18 protein-coding genes, 1 tRNA gene and 1 other RNA gene are annotated in these 18579 nt (G+C 68.0%); 12 read left to right on the forward strand and 8 right to left on the reverse strand.

Annotated elements, in window-relative coordinates; genetic code table 11:
• Nucleotides 1-86: 86 nt before the first annotated feature.
• The 6 genes from FHR82_RS16265 to FHR82_RS16290 all read left to right on the forward strand — a co-directional run bounded on the left by FHR82_RS16265 (nucleotide 87) and on the right by FHR82_RS16290 (nucleotide 6658).
• Nucleotides 87-2249 carry a hypothetical protein gene (locus FHR82_RS16265; RefSeq protein ID WP_221463799.1) on the forward strand — a complete coding sequence of 721 codons (2163 nt, stop codon included), beginning with the start codon at nucleotides 87-89 and terminating at the stop codon, nucleotides 2247-2249.
• 174 nt (nucleotides 2250-2423) lie between these two features.
• Nucleotides 2424-2684, forward strand: a complete 261-nt coding sequence (locus FHR82_RS16270; RefSeq protein WP_221463984.1) for a hypothetical protein — start codon at nucleotides 2424-2426, stop codon at nucleotides 2682-2684.
• A 23-nt stretch (nucleotides 2685-2707) separates the two neighbouring features.
• Nucleotides 2708-3643, forward strand: coding sequence for a bifunctional DNA primase/polymerase (locus FHR82_RS16275; protein WP_184811206.1), 936 nt, complete (start codon nucleotides 2708-2710; stop codon nucleotides 3641-3643).
• A 265-nt stretch (nucleotides 3644-3908) separates the two neighbouring features.
• Entirely contained in the window at nucleotides 3909-4973 is a 1065-nt protein-coding gene (locus FHR82_RS16280) for an AAA family ATPase (RefSeq protein ID WP_184811207.1), read from the forward strand.
• A gap of 59 nt (nucleotides 4974-5032) precedes the next feature.
• Nucleotides 5033-5245, forward strand: a complete 213-nt coding sequence (locus tag FHR82_RS16285) for a helix-turn-helix domain-containing protein (RefSeq protein WP_184811208.1) — start codon at nucleotides 5033-5035, stop codon at nucleotides 5243-5245.
• 75 nt (nucleotides 5246-5320) lie between these two features.
• On the forward strand, nucleotides 5321-6658 hold the full coding sequence (locus FHR82_RS16290) for a tyrosine-type recombinase/integrase (protein WP_184811209.1): 1338 nt from the start codon (nucleotides 5321-5323) through the stop codon (nucleotides 6656-6658).
• A gap of 169 nt (nucleotides 6659-6827) precedes the next feature.
• Here the strand turns inward: FHR82_RS16290 and FHR82_RS16295 are convergent, their stop codons facing one another.
• The 4 genes from FHR82_RS16295 to FHR82_RS16310 form a co-directional block, all read right to left on the reverse strand.
• Nucleotides 6828-7394 (reverse strand): GrpB family protein, encoded by a 567-nt coding sequence (locus FHR82_RS16295; RefSeq protein WP_184811210.1) that lies wholly within the window; start codon nucleotides 7392-7394, stop codon nucleotides 6828-6830.
• Nucleotides 7395-7557: 163 nt separating this feature from the next.
• Nucleotides 7558-8019, reverse strand: coding sequence for a hypothetical protein (locus tag FHR82_RS16300; protein ID WP_184811211.1), 462 nt, complete (start codon nucleotides 8017-8019; stop codon nucleotides 7558-7560).
• Nucleotides 8020-8050: 31 nt separating this feature from the next.
• Nucleotides 8051-8725, reverse strand: coding sequence for a Crp/Fnr family transcriptional regulator (locus tag FHR82_RS16305; RefSeq protein WP_184811212.1), 675 nt, complete (start codon nucleotides 8723-8725; stop codon nucleotides 8051-8053).
• A 358-nt stretch (nucleotides 8726-9083) separates the two neighbouring features.
• Nucleotides 9084-9170, reverse strand: a tRNA-Ser gene (locus FHR82_RS16310).
• 124 nt (nucleotides 9171-9294) lie between these two features.
• Between FHR82_RS16310 and FHR82_RS16315 the strand changes: the two genes are divergently transcribed.
• Together FHR82_RS16315 and FHR82_RS16320 are read left to right on the forward strand one after the other, a co-directional pair.
• Nucleotides 9295-9828: an RNA polymerase sigma factor gene (locus tag FHR82_RS16315; RefSeq protein WP_225944033.1), complete on the forward strand. Its 534-nt coding sequence runs from the start codon at nucleotides 9295-9297 to the stop codon at nucleotides 9826-9828.
• A complete protein-coding gene (locus FHR82_RS16320; RefSeq protein WP_184811213.1) occupies nucleotides 9818-10738 on the forward strand; it encodes a hypothetical protein in 921 nt (306 codons plus the stop codon). Before FHR82_RS16315 ends, FHR82_RS16320 begins: the two co-directional genes overlap by 11 nt.
• Before the next feature lie 28 nt (nucleotides 10739-10766).
• Here FHR82_RS16320 and FHR82_RS16325 read toward each other — a convergent pair whose 3' ends face one another.
• From FHR82_RS16325 to ffs, 3 genes are all read right to left on the reverse strand, one after another.
• Entirely contained in the window at nucleotides 10767-11018 is a 252-nt protein-coding gene (locus FHR82_RS16325; protein ID WP_184811214.1) for a hypothetical protein, read from the reverse strand.
• Between the two features lie 223 nt (nucleotides 11019-11241).
• Nucleotides 11242-13395: a terpene synthase family protein gene (locus FHR82_RS16330; RefSeq protein ID WP_184811215.1), complete on the reverse strand. Its 2154-nt coding sequence runs from the start codon at nucleotides 13393-13395 to the stop codon at nucleotides 11242-11244.
• Nucleotides 13396-13911: 516 nt separating this feature from the next.
• An RNA gene (gene ffs, locus FHR82_RS16335) (signal recognition particle sRNA small type) lies at nucleotides 13912-14006 on the reverse strand.
• A gap of 60 nt (nucleotides 14007-14066) precedes the next feature.
• On the opposite strand from ffs, the gene FHR82_RS16340 reads away from it, so the two are divergent.
• Complete coding sequence (locus FHR82_RS16340) at nucleotides 14067-16097, forward strand: DNA polymerase III subunit gamma and tau (protein WP_184811216.1); 2031 nt, start codon at nucleotides 14067-14069, stop codon at nucleotides 16095-16097.
• On the opposite strand, the gene FHR82_RS16345 is transcribed toward FHR82_RS16340, so the two are convergent.
• The gene (locus FHR82_RS16345) at nucleotides 16094-16936 is read right to left on the reverse strand and encodes an N-acetylmuramoyl-L-alanine amidase (RefSeq protein ID WP_376706416.1); all 843 of its coding nucleotides are present in this window, start codon (nucleotides 16934-16936) and stop codon (nucleotides 16094-16096) included. The two genes, FHR82_RS16340 and FHR82_RS16345, sit on opposite strands and share 4 nt — an antisense overlap.
• Before the next feature lie 60 nt (nucleotides 16937-16996).
• Here FHR82_RS16345 and FHR82_RS16350 point away from each other — a divergent pair, with 60 nt between their 5' ends.
• From FHR82_RS16350 to FHR82_RS16360, 3 genes are read left to right on the forward strand one after another with little or no spacing between them, the layout of a single operon-like run.
• A complete protein-coding gene (locus FHR82_RS16350; protein ID WP_184811218.1) occupies nucleotides 16997-17335 on the forward strand; it encodes a YbaB/EbfC family nucleoid-associated protein in 339 nt (112 codons plus the stop codon).
• A 7-nt stretch (nucleotides 17336-17342) separates the two neighbouring features.
• Nucleotides 17343-17939: a recombination mediator RecR gene (recR, locus tag FHR82_RS16355; protein WP_184811219.1), complete on the forward strand. Its 597-nt coding sequence runs from the start codon at nucleotides 17343-17345 to the stop codon at nucleotides 17937-17939.
• Nucleotides 17940-17975: 36 nt separating this feature from the next.
• Nucleotides 17976-18479, forward strand: coding sequence for a uridine kinase family protein (locus FHR82_RS16360; RefSeq protein WP_311771107.1), 504 nt, complete (start codon nucleotides 17976-17978; stop codon nucleotides 18477-18479).
• Nucleotides 18480-18579: the final 100 nt, after the last annotated feature.

Below are 18579 nucleotides of genomic sequence, written 5' to 3' on the forward strand. Positions count from 1 at the left end.
AGATCCCAACATCCGACGGCGGCCCGCGCCGTGACGTTCACGAACACGTTCACGGCGGCATTCACGAGACCGACACGGGGGAGTTCATGAACAACGCAAAGGACGTTCACGAGCACCAGCCCGTGAACGGCAACGTGATCCCGTTGCAGTCGCGCAGGATCGTCAACGGTGAAGCCCGGACCGGGGGAGCGGACACCGCTTACGAGGTCGAGCTGGACGAGTCGCGGCCAGCCGCCACGCCGCTGCCGGTCGACATCGCGTCGGCCGTGCCGGTGCAGGCCGCGGACGGGAAGCGTCGTCCGATCATCCCGCCGCAGCTACGGCCGCAGAATCTCAAGGCCACGGCCCGCCGCGCGGGTGGCCGCGCCGCGCACGTGTCCGCGTTCCACGCGGTTCGCTTGCCTTGGTACGTCGTGAGGCTGGCCTACTACGCGGCACGCGGTGTGCTGCGAGTGGCGGGTGGTCAGATCCGGTGGTGGTGGGTGCCGGGCGCGTACTCGATGGAGCAGCACGCCGCGAACACCAACCAACTGCTGGAGTGGCAGCGGGTGCACCGGGAGGTTAAGGCTACCCGCATGTGGCGCGGCATCGTCCTGGCCGCCGAGACGCTGGCGCTGGTGATCGGTCTGCCGATCATGCTGGCGCTGGTGCCCGCCGCGTGGCTGCTGCTCGTCGGCACGGGTGCGGTTGCCGGGCTGGCGCACTACGGCCGTCCGGCTGGCCGGACGCTGATCGGCACGGCGGTGGTGGCACCGCGGTTCCGCAAGCTCAACTCGGACATCGTGCTGCGCGCCTACTACGCCGCCGGTCTGGGCAACCTCAGCAAGCCAGAACAGCAGATCCAGTTCGGTTCACCAATGTCGCGCGATGCGCGGAACACCGGTTCCCAGGTCGTGATCGATCTGCCGTACGGCAAGGGCTGGTCGGACGTGATGAACGCGCGGGAGAAGATCGCGTCCGGTTTGGACGTGCACGTCAACCAGGTGTTCCTCTCGCCGGACAAGACGTCCAGCCGCCGGCACATGCTGTTCGTGGCGGACCGCGATCCGCTGGCGGTGCCTGCCGGTCGGACGGACATGCTGGACTGCAAGCCGCGCTCGATCTGGCGGCCGTTGCGGTTCGGCAAGGACGAGCGCGGGAACCTCGTCGAGCTGGCGCTGATGTGGGTGTCCATCCTGATCGGCGCGCAGCCGCGCAAGGGCAAGACGTTCACCGCGCGCCTGATCGCGCTGCACGCCGCGCTGGACCCTTACGTGAAGCTGATCGTGGTCGACGGGAAGAACTCGCCGGACTGGGCGAAGTTCCGGCTGGTTGCGCACCGGATCATCTTCGGCACGCACCCCAACCCGAACGACGACGACCCGATCGGGCACCTGCTGGCGGTGCTGGACGAGGTGCTCGCGCACATCGAGCGGGTGAACCAGATCCTCGCGAGCCTGCCGGTCTCCGTCTGTCCAGAAGGGAAGCTGACCGAGGAGCTTGCGCGCGATCCGCGGTACCCGGACCTGCGGGTGCTGGTGCTGGTCATGGAGGAGTTTCAGGTCTACTTCGAGACCGAGGACCAGGCCGTGAACAAGGAGATCGCGGCCAAGCTGTCGAGGATTCAGGCAGTCGGACCGTCGGCCGGTGTGGTCATCCTGTCCAGCTCGCAGAAGCCGTCCGGGGTCGGTGCGGGTGACGTGGGCCGGTTGTTCAACCGCTACCGCGACAACCACGCGGTTCGCTTCGCGCTCAAGTGCGGCAACCGCACCGTCAGTGAGGCGGTGCTGGGTGGTGATGCGTACGCCGAGGGCTACGACGCGTCCAGCCTGCCGGTAGGCGAGGAGTACCTGGGCCTGGGCCTGCTGTACGGACAGTCCGACCACACTCCGACGACCAGCACGTTCCTGGCCGACCACACCGACGCGGAGAAGATCCTGCTGGCGGCCCGCAAGCACCGTGAACGAGTCGGCACGCTCACCGGGCAGGCCGCCGGCGAGGAGATCGCACGCGAGGTGCGGGACGTCCTGGCGGACGCGTTGGCCGTGTTCAACGGCTCCGGCCGCCTGCCCTGGCAGATCCTCGCCGGCCGCCTGGTCGAGCACGCGCCAGAGCACTACGGCGACATCACGGCCGACGCGATCAGTGCCCAACTCCGTGCGCTGGGCGTGTCGAGCGTGAACGTCAAGTGGGACGGCCAGGTGCTCAAGGGCGCGAAGGCCGACGACATCCACGCGGCCATGACGCGCCGCGAATCTCACACACGGTAACCGTCGCGAGTGATCCGAGCGGATCGGTGGGGTAGCGGCTGTCGCGCTACCGGTAGCGGCACCGCTACCCCACCCCGCTACCACTCACAACACATCTGATCAGGCGCTATTTCCGCAGGTAGCGGATAGCGGCCCTGGTCGACGCTGCCCAAAACAGGCTCTCTGGAGACACCTATGTCCACGCTTGCCGCTACCGGCATTCCCGACGCTGCTACCCAGGATCACAGCATTGCTGGTCTGGTCTCGGTCGTGGTGGTCGCCCTGGCGATCGTCACCGCTGGCTACTTCGTCCGCTGCTGGCTCTTCCCCTTCACCTCCTGCCGCCACTCCGACGCCCGGCGTCTCTGGCGCTGCCGACGTTGCGACGGCACCGGCCGTCGTCTGCGTGTCGGCCGCCGACTGATCAACCACCTGCGCGCCATGCGCCGCCACTGACCGTCTACTTCGGAGGGATCACCATGGCTACTGACTCAGACATGTTGACGGCCGCGCTCACGGCCGCGGCCCGCGGTTGGCACGTCTTCCCGCTCCGTCCAGGCAGCAAGGTCCCGGCCCTGCACCGCAAGGCCCGCTGCCCGCGCACCGACGCTTGCCGCGACGGTCACCGGGGATGGGAGCAGCGCGCCACTACAGACTCCGACCGCATCCGGTCCGCGTGGTCGGCCGGCCGCTTCAACGTCGGCACCGCAACCGGTCCGTCCGGTCTCGTGGTGCTCGATCTCGACACCCCCAAGCCCGAAGACGACCCCTGCCCGGCCGACTGGGACATGCCAGGTGTCCGGGATGGACAGGACGTGCTCGCGGTGCTTGCCGACCGTGCTGGTGAGCCGGTACCGGTCGACACGTTCACCGTGGCCACCCCGTCCGGTGGCCTGCACCTGTACTACCGCGCGCCGGACGGCGTCGAGCTGCGGAACACGGCGGGCACGCTCGGGTGGAAAGTGGACACCCGCGCGCACGGCGGCTATGTCGTCGCGCCAGAGTCGGCAGTGGACGGCCGCCGCTACCGCGTGCTGCTCGATCTGCCCGTCGCGCCGTTGCCTGCCTGGCTCGTGATGCTGCTCCGGCCCGCGCCACGTTCGGTGGTGCCGGACCATCCGGTGCGGGTGGCTGCTGGCCGCCGGTCTCGGTACGTGGATGCGGCCGTGAGCCTGGAGTGCGCGCAGGTCGAGCAGGCCCGCGAAGGGCAGCGCAATGCGCGCCTGTTCGTCGCGGCCAAGTCGCTCGGTCAGCTCGTGGCCGGTGGCGCGCTGCGCGAGGACCAGGCGGTCAACGAGCTGTTCGCCGCTGCGTGGACACACATCTCGGTCGGTGCGTACAGCCAGGGCCAGGCCATGGCCACCATCCGCTCCGGTCTGGACGCAGGTGCACAGCAGCCCCGGCAGGTGGCCTGATGAGCGCTGACACGCGTCTGGAGCGGACAGACGGCCTGCACGGTGGCGGAACGGTCGCCTACCGCGTGCTGGTCGCGGGTCGGTGGGTCGGCTGGGTCGGTGACGGCCGACCGTGGCGCGGCTGGCGCTACGGCGGCCGACGTTGGTGGGCCTGCTGGCGAGAGGACGGCGACAGCGCCGCGCGCTGGAGCACAGATCTCGACTACCCCAGCCGCCGGACCGCGCTTACCGCTCTTCTTAGCCACGCCATTCGGGAGGCCGCGTGATGAACACGGCACCAGCTCGTGCCCTGCATGCGGTCCCGGCCTCGCCGGAACGGCGGACGCGGTGGACCGACGACCAGCTGTTGAACCAGGAGTTCCCGCCGCCGCGGTGGGCCGTACCCGGGCTACTGTGCGAAGGACTCAACCTGCTGGCCGGTGCGCCGAAGCTGGGCAAGTCCTGGCTCTCGCTCGGCATCGGCGCGTCCATCGCGAACGGTGATCCGGCGTTGGGCGGGATCGAGGTCGAGCGCGGCCCGGTCCTGTACTGCGCGTTGGAGGACACCGGCCGCCGGTTGCAGTCCCGCCGCCGGCAGATGCTCGCTGCTGGCGGTCGGGCCGCGCCGTTGCTGACGCTGGAGACGGCCTGCCCGACCATGCCGAACGGCGGTGACGCGGTCATCGTCGAGTGGATCGAGGAGAACCCGAACGCCCGGCTGATCATCGTCGACACCTTCGAGAAGATGCGCGGTCGCAACCCGCAGGGCGTGTCCGCGTACGCGGCCGACTACGCCGCGGCTGGCCGGTTCAAGACCATCGCGGACAACTACGGCGTGCCGATCCTGCTGATCCACCACGTCCGCAAGCAGGCCGCCGAGGACTGGCAGGACCTCGTGTCCGGCACCAACGGCCTGACCGGTGCGGTGGACGCCACGCTCGTACTCGAGCGTTCGCGCGGGCAGGCGGACGGCGTCCTGCACGTCACCGGCCGCGACGTGGTGGAGAGCGACTACGCCATGACGTTCGACGGGACGTTCTGGAGCAAGCTCGACGGCCCCGCGTCGGACTACGAGATGCGCGACACGCGCGCCCTGCTGATGCGGTTGGTGCGCGAGTGCCCCGGCAGCAAGCCCGCCGACCTGGCGAAGGCCCTCGACAAGCCACCGGCCACGGTGCGCAAGACCCTCTCGCGGATGGCCGAACAGGGCCAACTCCGCGTCGCGCCTGGTGGGGCCTACTACCCACCCGAACCGGGCGACCAGTCGAGTGACCAGGCCCGTGACACGTCACCGCTGTCACACCTGTCACTCAGTCACTCCACCCCTTCTGAACAGGAGGAATCGCTGTGACAACGCCAGTGACACCCACGAGGACCGGTCACGTCGACACGAGGGGAGAGGTGCCCACCATGGTTACCCCGACAGGCGACAGCGAGCCGCCGCGGCTGCTGATCACCGTCGAGGCAGCGGCTGAGCTGCTCTCCATCAGCCGCACCCGCATGTACGCGCTCATCAAGGCCGGAGAGGTCATGTCGGTGCGCGTCGGCCGACTCCGCCGCATCCCGGTAGGCGCACTGGACGCGTTCATGACGCGCTTGCTCACCGACCAGAACGCCGCCTGACCAGCCGGTTTACCGCAAACGCAAACCGCTCGGGCGGAGCCATGCCCAAAAGCAGCGATGAGAGGAACCACAGAAGTGGCACGCAGGAAGCGCGCAGAGGGAACCCGTAACCCCAACGGGGCATCGTCCATCTACCTCGGCAGTGACGGGAAGTGGCACGGCCGCGTGACGATGGGCGTCCGCGACGACGGCCGGCCGGACCGTCGTCACGTCAAGCGCAACACCGAAGCGGACGCGATCCGCGCTGTCCGCGAGCTGGAGAAGCAGCGCGACGCGGGCAAGGTGCGGAAACCGGGTCGCGGGTGGACGGTGGAGAAGTGGCTGCGGCACTGGGTCGAGAACATCGCGGCCCCGACCGTGCGCCGGACCACGATGGTGGGCTACCGCTCGTCGGTCTACAACCACCTGATCCCGGGGGTCGGTGCGCACCGGCTGGACAAGCTGGAGCCGGAACACCTCGAAAGGCTGTACGCGAAGCTGCAAGTCCCGAAGGACAAGGGAGGGAAGGGACTCGCGGCAGGGACGGTGCACCTGGCGCATCGGACCGTGCGGGTTGCGCTCGGTGAGGCGGTCAAGCGTCGGCACGTCGTCGAGAACGTGGCGAAGGTCGCGAAGCCGCCGAAGGTCGAAGAAGACGAGATCGTGCCGTTCACCGTGGAGGAAGCGCGCCGAATTCTCGCCACGGCCGCGGACGTGCGCAACGGTGCACGGTTCGTGGTCGCGCTGACACTCGGCCTACGGCGCGGCGAGGCTCTCGGGCTGAAGTGGTCGGACCTGGACATCAAGTGGCAGCACGGCTGCGAGAAGGACAGCGAGTGCCGCGGAGCGGCCGCGCAACTCTGCCCAGACCGTCAACTGAAGACCGCCACGATGACCATCCGACGCGCAGTCCAGCAGTTCGTCTGGCAGCACGGCTGCGCAGACGCCAAACCGTGCGGCCGAAGGTACGGCGCGCACTGCCCGCAACGGCACAGCGGGGGAGTGGTCACCACGGACGTGAAGTCCCGCGCCGGTCGCCGCACGGTCGGCATCCCCGCGCCGTTGGTACACGAGATCGAGCGGCACCGGGAACAGCAAGCCGTCGAACGCGCGCACGCTGCGAACCTGTGGCGCGAGGAAGGATGGGTGTTCACCAGCCGACTCGGCGGCCCGGTCCACCCGACCGTGGACCACGAAGCGTGGAAAGCCCTACTGCGCGCGGCGAAAGTACGGGACGCGCGATTGCACGACGCCCGGCACACGGCCGCGACCATGCTCCTGGTGCTCAAGGTGCCGTTGCCAGCCGTTATGGAGATCATGGGTTGGTCGGATGCCTCAATCGCGAAGCGTTACATGCACGTGCCGAGTGAGTTCTTGAGTGCTATCGCGAACCAAGTGGGTGGGTTGATGTGGGCCAACTTTTACGACGACTAGATGGGCATTGTGCCTGCGCTGGAGAAGGGTTTGGAGCGCTCGTGTTACGGGTATTATTGACCGGTTGTTAGCAAGTTACCACAATTGGATCCGTGGTGATCCGGTTTGCGATCAGGAAAAAAAATCCGTGTGTCCGTGAATGGTCTCGCAAGTCCTCTTGGTGGTATAACTATGCGCGCGAGGACTTCATCTGCCTGTCTGCTGGCAGCGCTCTCAGTGCGGCCATCACAAATTCCGTTTTTGCCATAGTGTAGGCTTTGCGATCGTATTTATGCTGTTCCGCGAGTCGAACCTTGAGGTCTTCATATCGCCTCGCAAGAACATGGTCATGGCGAAGTGCGTCTCTGAAACTAATCATCTCTACCCACTTCGACCCTCCGGCCTGGACAATGTGCAGATGAGATTGGCGATGGCGGCCGGATGTGTCCGTTTTGATGAAGAACCGGCGCCAAGGCTGTGCGTCGAACTCCGGGTCCACATACGTCCAACCCTCTGCCGTAAGTCTTCCTGAGGCGACGAGGGAAATGTTCGACAAGTCGCGCACCGATGCGATTAAGTCAATAATTGGCTTCGCGATGAGTCCGACCACCGCAGTGGAGCCGATATGCTGGACGCCATCAACAAGCCAAGGCTCCAATAATTCTTCAACCCGGTCGTTTTCCGTCCTTGCGCGGTCAATCCAGCGAGGATCGTACGGCTGCAGTACGACCTTTTCGGATGTCCACGGTGGCATCATGTCAACCTCGCTTAACAGATTGGATAATTACAGTGCGGCGGTAGGCGGTTGACGCGGATGTCCGGTTAGGGAGCTATGGGTTGCGATGTTTAGGAACTGCTTCAGAGCGTGGTTATTCAACCAACCTTGACGCGTCCAAAGCTCGCCCAAATGACGAGTTGAGCTACCTTCCCAACCTTGGCGACGCGCTCTGGTGCGCAAGGCAGCCGCGAACCTGTTCCATGTGAACAAGATCTTTTGGCCGGTTGAGTACCCATTTATACGTCAGTACACACTCAAGTCGGACGAATCGGAATCCGCTGAGCCACTCGGACTGATCAATGAGAAAGTCCGTGTCCCAGATCCTTGGTAGCCACTCGCTGAATATCTCGATCTTCCCGCCCCAGAACTGGATGATCGGAATGCTGCGTAGCGGCCCGAATGCGGACGTGCCCAACTGGCGAGCCTTGTTCCATGCAGCGCCTCGGGCAATGATATCCAAATCGCTGATTTGTGAGATCATGCCTCGCGCGTACAGTGGTGCACTGCCAAAAATGGCAAAGTTCTCACGGTCGAGGTCAAGTTCGGCGAGTCGACTGAACAACGGATGTGAACTCGGATCAAACAAGATTCTGCTCGGCGGCATGATTCCGGCTCCCTGTGGCAAACCTTATACCTTATGAGGTCGGAGTGTCGCCTCTGGCGATAGACTCCAGTTTTGCTAGATCAAGTACCGTGATGGTTTGACGCCCTACGGACAAGATTCCTTTTTCGCGTAGCGGCCGAACGATCTTCTTGACTGAGTCAGTCGATATGCCAGCGAGTTCGGCGAGGTCGACCTGGCTGAACCCGAGGGTCGTCTTCCCGGCGGAGGTAACCCCCAGTCCTTTCGTGCACAGATCGACAAGCGCTTTTGCAAGCTTTTGTGCTCCAGCTAGCTGGGATTCAACCGTCAAATGCGTGGACTCCGCCAAGCGTTCTTGCACCGTGTATATCAGGGCCAACGTCGCGCGGAAATTGGTCTCTAGGAAGCTGAACCACTTGCTGGCGGAAAGGTGGAGCGCTTCAACATCTTCAAGTGCAAAGACACTGGCCGACCGGGGCTTGTTTCGGATTGCCGCCATCTCGCCAATCAAGTCACCTGGACCACGTATGGCAACCACTCGACGGGGAGTGCCGGCAACCACCTTGACGTGCCCCTTGCGGATTAGAAGCACAAACGTGGTCGTCTCCCCTTCGCCCATGAGGATGTTGCCTTTTGGGAAGCGGATGACATCTCCCATCGCTTCCAAGGTGGCGATCTCGCCCTCGGTAAGGCGAACGTGCAGCTGGTACTGAGTCCCGTCGTCCACGATCCTGAGTGTAATCTGGCACCTGGCAAGGCGCCATACCCCATCTGGGGGGGAGGCGGAGAGCGCAACGCTTGGGCGAAGGTCGATCGACAGGCTGCTTCAGGGTGGTTGTGCCCGCCTACCGCGGGGTCGAACCAGGGGCTGAGGTTCCACGCACTGGAGGTGCCTGGCTGCCTCGCCGGCGGCAAGGTGTTACGCCTGTGGAGAGAACTGCAGTCCCGCTGTTTGGCGCGGACCGAGCAGGGTGAGTCGACCTCAAGGGCGACTGAGACCCAAACCGAGACCCAGCACCCCTGTGAGACGACGAACGCCCGGTGTCCATGATCACGGACACCGGGCGTTCTGCCTGTTCAGAGCGCGGAGGATGCGGGATTTGAACCCGCGAGGGCTTTAACACCCAACACGATTTCCAATCGTGCGCACTAGGCCACTATGCGAATCCTCCGCCGGTGAGGGTACCGGAGGGGGTCGGGTGGGCCCAAAGCGGCTGGGTGGGGTGACCTGGGCCACACCGGAGTAACCATCTGTGGGCTGGGGCGTGTCCTGAGCATGAGATCACGGGGACCGGCATGGCCGCGGACGTGAACGTGCGGCCGGTCGTGCCGCCGCCGTCGCTCGTTGCTGTGCTCGAGGAGCAGTGGATGCCGCTCGTGCGGCTGGCGGCGCTGCTGACCGGGGACGCGGACGCGGCGCGGGACGTCGTGCAGGACTGTCTCGAGGGTGTGCTTCGGCTGCGGCCGGACGTCGACGACACCGCGCACCTCGTCGCCTACCTGCGCAAGGCGGTCATCAACCGGGCGCGGTCGCGGCTGCGGCGGCAGCGGACGGTCAACCGGTACCTCATGGGGCTGACCAAACCCCGGGACGTGCCGTCCGCTGAGCGGGAGCTGCTGGCCGCCGAGCGGCACCGGGAGCTGCTGCGCCACGTCGACCTGCTGCCCGCCCGCCAGCGCGAGGTGATCGTCCTCCGCTACTACTGCGAGTTGTCCGAAGCCGAGACCGCCGCGACCCTGGGCGTTTCCGCCGGCACCGTGAAGGCCGCCGCCCACCGAGCCCTGAACACCCTGCGCCGCCGCATGAAGGACACCAACGATGAGCACTGACCTCGAGAAGGACCTCGCCGCCGCCCTGCGGCGTCGCGCGGGCGAGGTGCCCGACGTGCCGTGCCCGCCGCTGACCGCTGCCGCGCCGACGCCGCGGCGGGGCTGGGTCATGCCGGTGACTGCCGCCGCGGCCGCGGTCGTCGGGCTGGTGGTGGCCGGTGTCGTGCTCTTGCCGGGTGACGGTGGGCCGCAGCGGCAGGACGCCGTCGTCGGGCAGGCACCGGAGGTGTACTACTCGCGGGTGGTGAGCGGTGTGCCCGGCGAGAACCTCGCGGAAGTCGAGCTGTGGCAGGGGAAGGCACGCACGGACGCGTGGCGGCAGAAGATCGTCGGCGGCCTGAAGGTCGTGGATGGCCGGGTCGTGCCCGACAGCTCCATGACGGTCCTGGCGCCCGAGTCGGGGGTCTGCTACCCGGCTGTGACGGCGTCCGACGAGAAGTGCACGGCGCCCGGGTCGTGGTTCAACCCGACGCTGGACTTCCTCGCGAACGCGCCACGTGACCCTGAGGCGATCGTGCAGCAGTTGCACGACGAGGCGGTCGCCGAGGAGGCGCGGCGGACCGGTCCGGGCGGCGACTTCTCGGCCGACGACAAGACGTTCTCCGCGGGGAACCTCGCCTACCTGGAGCTGAACTTCCTGCGGCGGCTGCTGACCGGCAACGGTGTGCCCGCGGACCTGGAGGTCGCGCTCGAGGAGGCGGTGAAGTTGCTGCCGGGCATCCAGACCCAGCCGGACACGGCGAACGTGCTCGGCGAGAAGGGCACCGGCTACAGCCTCCCGGACTACGAAGGCAGGCTGTTCACGGTCATCTTCGACGCGGACGGCCACTACATCGGCGCCCCGGACCAGGCCGTCGTGCACGGCTTGGCGCCGGCGCTCGGTGAGCCGCCGTCCCGGCTGATCGACTGACGGCGGGCGGTCCGGGCGGCGCGCAGCGTCAGGTAGCGCTGCTCGGGCACGCTCGTGGTGCGGCTCGCGGCGATCCGGTACTCCTCGGCCGCCGCGGTGTGGTCGTCGGCCATCTCCAGCAGGTGCGCGCGGACCGCGTGAGCCGGTGGTGGCCCGCGATCCGCTTGTCGGCGGCGATGGTGGTGAGCAGGTCGAGCCCGGCGGCCGGGCCGTGGATCATCGCGAACGCGACGGCGTGGTTGAGCGCGACCATCAGGTTCTCTGAGATGCCGCGCAGCACCCCGTACAGGGCGAGGAGCTGCGGCCAGTCGGTGTCGTCGGCGGTCTTCGCCTCGTCGTGGACGGCGTTGACCGCGGCCTGGTCCCAGCGCGCCCCCGGGGCAGGGTGGGGGTTGGGTACCGGCCGGTTTCGGTTCGGGGGTTGCTGTTCACCACTCTACGTGGCCGTAGGTCGTGCCCTTTCGGTACTGCGTCACCCCAGCTGCCGTCCAGCGCGACCACGTTCAGGACACCAGATACCTCGCCGCCGACGTGCCAAGGCCGGTCAGTGCACCGACGCGCACCGGCTGCTCCAGCGTCTCGTCCTTGTACCGCCTGACCCCCTGGTGCCAGTTCAGGATGCCCGCGAGCCAGTCACGCAGTTCCTGCACGTACTCCAGCATCGCCGAGTGGGCGTCCCCGGTCAGTTCGCCGAGGACCGCGGGCAGTTCCTTGTCCACCACGTGTTCGAACTGCCGCGTCCGCGCGGCCTGCAGGTCGCGCACCACCTCGAACGCCCGCTCCTGCGAGCACGACAGGAAGTTCCGCACCACCAGCACCGCGTTGTGGACCTCGCCCTCGAACTCGATCTCCTTGCGGTACGAGAACATGTCGTTGATCAGGCACGCCGAGTCCATGGCCGAGTTCTCCAGCGACTGGACGGGCCGCGTCCGGTACACCCACTCCGGCAGCACCCCGAGGTGCGCGATCCGCGACAGGCTCATCGTCAGGTCCGAGCCGAACGTGCTGCGCCGCATCTCCACGTAGTCCACGGGGTCCGGGATCCGGTTCAGCCGCTGGTTGTCCAGCTCCCACAGCCAGCTGTCGAGCATCTTGTCGATCGCCGTCCGGAACTGGCCGCGTGCCTCGATGACCATGGGTCCCGCTGTCCGCACCCACAGGTCCGCCAGACTGCGTTCCAGTGCGGTGGCCGGCAGCACCGACGGCACGGTCAGTTCCACCGGCATCAACGCCTTGAGGCGCTCGTTGCTCACGTGCGCACCCGCCGCGTCACCGGTCAGGCCGTACACCTTCGGGTAGAGGTCGTCACCGTAGGTGCCCCAGGCCAGCCACTTGGAGGTCAGGTCCAGTCCTTCGGGTGTCGCCGAGGGGTGGATGCCCGCGCCGCACAGCGGCAGGTCGGCGTCCAGCAGTGTCTGTTCGGTCCAGATGCCTTCGGACAGGAGGCCCATCGACTGGCACCACGTGACCAGGTTCTGCCGTGCGGCGTCGAGGTGCGGTGACAGCGTCAGGTCGAACGGGATGTACATCTCCGGCAGTTCGACGCTGCCGACCCGTTCGTACGGCGTGTGGCTGAACGCGCGCGCCCGCTGCGGCGCGGTCCCGGTCAGCGATCGCACGATGCGTGCCGCCGACGTGCCGAGCCCTGCCGGCCCGTCGAGCGGCCGGGCGGCGGAGTTCATGTACCGCGACGAGCGCAGGTGCCACTCGTGGCCGCCGGACTGCCAGTCCTGCAGGCCTTTCACGTACGCGGCGACACCGAACGGGTCCTCGCCGTGGGTGGCGAGCAGCGGCGGTACTTCGGTCAGCGCGGTGTGTTCGAACTGGTGCAGGCGCGAGGTGAGCAGTTCGTTGACCGCGTCGGCGGCCTCCTGTGTGGACAGTCCGAGGAACTTCTCGAACACGAGGATCCCGTTGGACAGTTCGCCTTCGTCGAGCACCTCGCGCTCGTAGGAGAAGATGTCGTTGCGCAGGTGGACGGCGTCGGCGAAGGTGTCGCGGAGGACGGTCAGCGCGCGGCTGCCCGCGATGGAGGCGGGCACCTCGGCGCCGACGGCGTGTTCGATGAGGTTGGCGGACCATGGCGCGCCGCCGACCTTCCGCCGCATCTCGACGTACTCGATCGGGTTCGAAACCCGGCCTTCGCTGATGTTGGCGAGTTCCCACAGGGATTCGTCGAGGAGGTTTTTGGTGCTGACGACGAACCGTTGCCGGAAATCGAGGGAATGCGCGGGGACGGTGCGTCCCCAGAGGTCGGCGAGCCCGCGTTCGACGGGGTTTCCCGGTTCTTCGGTGATCTCGCCGTCGACCGGCATGAACAGGGCCAGCCGCTCGAGGTACGCGTGCGCGGCGGGGAGGTCGCGGGTTCGTTTGAACAGTTCGAGGAAGTGGTCGTCGAAGTAGAAGACCCAGACGTACCAGTCGGTGACGAGGTCGAGGTCGGCGCCGGTGCAGTCGGGGTGCGTGTATGCGCACAGGAGTGCGTAGTCGTGGGAGTCGAAGTCGTGCTCGTCCCAGATCTTGGTGCCGTTCTGGGGGACGTCGATCATGTCCATCTCGTAGGCCCAGGCTTTGCTGTGCTCACGCGCCCGCTCGAGATGCGGATTGATCCGCGCCGGATAAGGCATGTAGAACTCCGGCAATTCGAACGGCTGCATAACGCCCCTTCCGCCGTGGCGACCCACAAGCAGGCAACCAAAGCGAATCCGGCGAGCCAACCCCCACCAGGAAGAAACACCCGAACGATGCCAGTGATCGCCCGACCAGCCGAACCACACCCACCCACAGAGCGTGATCCACCACCCGAACGCCCCCACCACCAACTCCACCGGCCCAAGGAAGCGAACCCGGGCAAGAAGACCGCACAGGCAGGACGAGGCCCACCCCATTCCCACGCTGGGTCAGCAAGCACCCACGCTGTGGAGGACAGGCGCGAAATACGTGCCCAAGCTGGGTCGGCAGCAACCGCACGGTGGGGGCGTGAGAGGTGGGGGTGCGGGCCCAAGCTGGGTCGGCAAGCAACCGCACGGTGGGCGCGAGAGAGAGGAGGGGTGCGGGCCCACGCTGGGTCGGCAAGCAACCGCACCGTGGGGGGCTTGGGGGGCTCGGCCCCCCAAACAACGACGAAGACCGACCCCGCGAAGGTGCAAAGCACCGAGCAGGGTCGGCCAGAGGTCGAGGGACCCCACGCACCCGTCAGAGCTCGCTTATCCTTGCTGCCTTCCGGCCCTGGGGAGGTTCACGAGATGAACGCCGCATGGGGTCCGCGTTCAGTGTACCGGGCGGCCTTGGGGGCCGGCCTGTCGGTGGTGGCGGGTATGGTCCTGGCGTGGCGCTCGCCCTTTACCGCAAGTACCGGCCGGCTACCTTCGCCGAGGTCGTCGGGCAGGAACACGTCACCGATCCGCTTCGGACGGCGCTGGCCGCGAAGCGGGTGAACCACGCCTACCTGTTCTCCGGGCCGCGTGGGTGTGGCAAGACGTCGTCCGCCCGGATTCTTGCCCGTTCGCTGAACTGTGAGCAGGGGCCGACGCCGGATCCGTGCGGCGAGTGTGACTCGTGCATCTCGCTGGCGCCCGAGGGGCCGGGCAACGTCGATGTGGTGGAGCTGGACGCCGCCAGTCACGGTGGTGTGGACGACGCCCGTGAGCTGCGGGACCGCGCGTTCTACGCACCGGCGTCGTCGCGTTATCGGGTGTTCATCATCGATGAGGCGCACATGGTCACCACGCAGGGTTTCAACGCTCTGCTGAAGATCGTGGAGGAGCCGCCGGAGCACCTCGTCTTCATCTTCGCGACGACCGAGCCGGAGAAGGTGCTGGGGACGATCCGGTCCCGGACGCACCACTACCCGTTCCGGTTGATCCCGCCGAGCGCGATGCGGGAGCTGCTCGAACGGAACGTCGCCGACGAGGGCGCCACTGTCGCTCCTCCGGTGTATCCGCTGGTCATCCGGGCTGGTGGGGGGTCGGCCCGGGACACGCAGTCGATCCTTGACCAGTTGCTGGCCGGGGCGGGAGCCGAGGGCGTCACGTATGAGCGTGCGGTCGCCCTGCTCGGGGTCACCGACGTCGCGTTGATCGACGACATGGTCGACGGGCTCGCCGCCGACGACGCGGCCGCCGTGTACGGGACCGTGGACAGGCTGGTGGACGCCGGGCACGACCCCCGGCGGTTCGCTTCCGACCTGCTCGACCGGCTGCGTGACCTGGTGTTGCTGCGTGCGGTGCCCGACGCCGGGGCGCGTGGGCTGGTGGCGGTGCCCGGGGACGAGCTGGAGCGCATGCAGGAGCAGGCGCAGCGGCTCGGGCCCGCCACGTTGACGCGGTACGCGGAGATCGTGCACACCGGGTTGATCGACATGCGTGGCGCCACCGCGCCTCGGCTGCTGCTCGAGTTGCTGTGCGCGCGGATGTTGCTGCCGGGTGCGGTGCCCACCGACGCGGCCGCCGACTCGGCGGTGCTCCAGCGGCTCGAGCGCATGGAGCGGCGGGTGACCGCCGGGCAGACGGCCGCGGCACCCGCGCCCGCCCAGGCTCCGCCCGCCGCACCGCAGGCGGCCCCCGCGCCACAGGCGGCCCCCGCCACACCGGCACAGGCCGCACCGGCACCTGCCGCGCCGCCGCCCGCCGAGTGGCCAGAGGCTCGGACGCCCGCCGCGAGTCAGCCCGCTCCTACGCCCGCCGACCGGGCACCGGTGGCGCCGCCGCCTCCGGTCACCACCTCGGCACCGGCACCCGCGCCCGCGGCTGCCCCCGCGCCCGCGCCCGCCGCGAGTGGGGCCATCGACGCGACCGCGGTGCGCAGGCTGTGGTCGGAGCTGCTCGGTGCGGTTCGCAAGAACAGCCGCAGCACCGAGGCCATGCTGACCAACGCGACCGTGCAGTCCATCGAGGGCGACACGGTCACGATCGCGCACACCGCTGCGCCGCTGGCCCGGCGGCTGGGTGAGCCACGCAACGTGGACGCCATCGCCAAGGCGCTCGGAGAGGTGCTCGGCGGGCAGTGGCAGGTCAAGTGCGTGCACGCCGCGCAGAACACCGCCACCCAGTCGGTGCAGCAGAAGCCGCGCAACGATCCGCCCACGTTCACGCGGCCCAACCAGCCCGCCGCCGCGCCGCAGCAACAGCAACCGGCGCCGCAACAGCACCAGGAACCGCCGCCGCCCCGGCCCGCCGTGCCGGCTCCGCCGCCGCCCGCTGACGAGCCACCGCTGCCGGAGCCACCGGACGACGACTACTACGAGGACGACGGCGTCCCGACGACCGCCGCGCCGCCCGAGCCGGAGAGCAACCCGGAAGAGGACATGGTCAAGCTCCTCACCGACAAGCTCGGTGCGCGCCCGATCATCAAGCGCTAGTTCAGGTACGCCAGGACCCCGGCCGCGATGGCCGTCGCGTACGACGCCCGGCCGTCCGGGGTGCTGAACGCGGCCGCCTCGGTGGCGTTGCGCATGTTGCCGCACTCCACGAGCACCGCGGGGCGCTCCGACAGGTTGAGACCGCCCAGGTCGTCACGGGGCGACAGGCCCGCCGACCCGATGTAGGTGGACGTCGCGAAACCCTTGGCCACCAACGTGTCCCGCATGGTCGTGGCCAGGCGCATGGACGGCTCGCCCTGCGCGTCGTTCAGCGGCGGGGCCGAGTAGGCGATGTGGAAGCCGTGCGCGGACGGGTTCGTCGAGCCGTCCGCGTGGATCGACACGACGGCCGCCGCGCCCGACTCGTTGCCGATGGCCGCGCGGCGGTCGACGCACGGGCCGACGCCGTCGTCGTCCGGCCTGGTCAGCACGACCCGCACGCCCTGCGCGGTGAGCTGGTCGCGGACCCGCACCGCCACGTCCCACGTGAACGCGTGCTCCGGGTAGCCGGCGTTGGTGGCGGTGCCGGTCGTGTTGCAGGCCTTCACGCGGCCGCGGCCTGCGGGGACCTGGCGGTTGATCTCGCCGGGGTTCGCCGCGTTCGCGCCGTTGTGGCCGGGGTCGAGGACCACCACCGGTGCGGGCTTCCCGGGTGGCGCCGTCGTGGCCGGCGCAGTGGTGGTGGTCGTCGTCGTGGTGACCGGCGGCGGTGGCGACGTCGTGGTCGTGCTGGCGGAGGTGACCGTCGTGGTCGTCGTCGTGGACGGGGCGGCCGGTGGCTGGTCGCCGCACGCGGCGAGCGCCAGCAGGGCGATCACCGCGAGTACAGGTCTCCGCACGGCGCTCACCCTGCCACAGGGAAGCGCGACTACGCTGGGAGCAACCGACGAGAGGACACCATGGTGCAACCCGGTGGTGGCATGCCCGACATGCAGCAGATCCTGCAGCAGGCGCAGAAGATGCAGGAACAGCTCATGTCCGCGCAGGAGGAGCTGGCCAACGCGGAGGCGACCGGCTCGGCCGGCGGTGGTCTCGTCACGGCGGTCGTGTCCGGTTCCGGTGAGCTGAAGTCCCTCACGATCGACCCGAAGGTCGTCGACCCGGACGACGTGGAGACGCTGGCCGACCTGGTGGTCGCCGCGGTCCGCGACGCGAGTGGCAAGGCGCAGCAGCTGGCCGCCGACGCGATGGGGCCGCTCGCGGGTGGCATGGGCGGGCTCGGCCTGCCCGGTATGTGATCCCGGCATGTACGAGGGACCGGTCCAGGACCTGATCGACGAGCTGGGGCGACTCCCCGGCGTCGGTCCGAAGAGCGCGCAGCGCATCGCGTTCCACCTGCTCGGCGCCGACCCCGCCGACATCGCCCGGCTGCAGCTCGCGCTGCAGAAGGTGAAGGAGGGCGTGGTCTTCTGCGACATCTGCGGCAACGTCTCCGAGGAGCCGACCTGCCGCATCTGCCGCGACGCGCGCCGCGACCCGTCCGCGGTGTGCGTGGTCGAGGAGCCCAAGGACGTCCTGGCCATCGAGAAGACCCGCGAGTTCAAGGGCCGCTACCACGTGCTGGGTGGCGCCCTGGACCCGTTGTCCGGCATCGGTCCCGACCAGCTGCGGGTGCGTGAGCTGCTGCAGCGCATCGGCGGGCAGGAGATCACCGAGGTCATCCTGGCGACCGACCCGAACACCGAGGGCGAGGCGACCGCCACCTACCTGGTGCGGATGCTGCGCGACTTCCCCGGACTCACGGTCACCCGGCTCGCGTCGGGCCTGCCGATGGGCGGCGACCTCGAGTTCGCCGACGAGCTGACGCTGGGCCGGGCGCTGACCGGGCGTCGCGCGGTCTGAGCGGAGCGAACAGCGGAGCGAGCGTTGGATCACCGTGTGCGGCCGCCGCGCCTCGGCCGCACCACGTTGATCGCGGTCGACGGGCCGTCCGGTTCCGGCAAGACCCACTACGCGGCACGGCTGGCGGCAGAGCTTGGCGCGACGGTCGTGAGCACCGACGACTTCGCGACCTGGGAACAGCCCGTGTCGTGGTGGCCACGCCTGGTACAAGACGTCCTCATTCCCATAAAACTGGGAAAAACCGCCACCTATCGGCGGACGGAGTGGGCGGACGGCAAGCCCTTCCTCGGCGCGGAACGCCGGATCGAAGTACCGGAAGTGCTGGTCATCGAGGGTGTTTCGGCCGGTCGCGGATCGATCTCCGACACGCTGTCCCTGCTGGTCTGGTGTGAGCTTCCTGACGAGACCACTCGACTGGAACGGGCGGTGGCCCGGGACGGGGAACAGGTCAGGAAACACCTGCTGACCTGGCAGGCGTTTGAGCGCGGCTGGTTCGCGGTGGACCAGACCAAAGCGCGTGCGGACGTGGTGAACAGCTGATCGGATACCGAGTCGTTACAGAGCAGGACTTCACGTCCGAGCACCCCGAGGGGATAAGGTCGGCGACCAAAGTGTGAGACACAACCCTCTGAGGTGCGTA

The sequence above is a fragment of the Actinophytocola algeriensis genome, from assembly GCF_014203735.1.
GTDB lineage: Bacteria > Actinomycetota > Actinomycetes > Mycobacteriales > Pseudonocardiaceae > Actinophytocola > Actinophytocola algeriensis.

Excerpts from the sequence above, each read along its gene's own strand:
- FHR82_RS16330 (WP_184811215.1), bottom strand. The coding sequence starts at position 13,395 with ATGCAGCCGTTCGAATTGCCGGAGTTCTACATGCCTTATCCGGCGCGG.
- FHR82_RS16300 (WP_184811211.1), bottom strand. The coding sequence starts at position 8,019 with ATGCCGCCGAGCAGAATCTTGTTTGATCCGAGTTCACATCCGTTGTTC.
- recR (WP_184811219.1), top strand. The coding sequence starts at position 17,343 with ATGTACGAGGGACCGGTCCAGGACCTGATCGACGAGCTGGGGCGACTC.
- FHR82_RS16275 (WP_184811206.1), top strand. The coding sequence starts at position 2,708 with ATGGCTACTGACTCAGACATGTTGACGGCCGCGCTCACGGCCGCGGCC.
- FHR82_RS16350 (WP_184811218.1), top strand. The coding sequence starts at position 16,997 with ATGGTGCAACCCGGTGGTGGCATGCCCGACATGCAGCAGATCCTGCAG.
- FHR82_RS16280 (WP_184811207.1), top strand. The coding sequence starts at position 3,909 with ATGAACACGGCACCAGCTCGTGCCCTGCATGCGGTCCCGGCCTCGCCG.
- FHR82_RS16285 (WP_184811208.1), top strand. The coding sequence starts at position 5,033 with ATGGTTACCCCGACAGGCGACAGCGAGCCGCCGCGGCTGCTGATCACC.
- FHR82_RS16315 (WP_225944033.1), top strand. The coding sequence starts at position 9,295 with ATGGCCGCGGACGTGAACGTGCGGCCGGTCGTGCCGCCGCCGTCGCTC.
- FHR82_RS16295 (WP_184811210.1), bottom strand. The coding sequence starts at position 7,394 with ATGATGCCACCGTGGACATCCGAAAAGGTCGTACTGCAGCCGTACGAT.
- FHR82_RS16265 (WP_221463799.1), top strand. The coding sequence starts at position 87 with ATGAACAACGCAAAGGACGTTCACGAGCACCAGCCCGTGAACGGCAAC.
- FHR82_RS16270 (WP_221463984.1), top strand. The coding sequence starts at position 2,424 with ATGTCCACGCTTGCCGCTACCGGCATTCCCGACGCTGCTACCCAGGAT.
- FHR82_RS16320 (WP_184811213.1), top strand. The coding sequence starts at position 9,818 with ATGAGCACTGACCTCGAGAAGGACCTCGCCGCCGCCCTGCGGCGTCGC.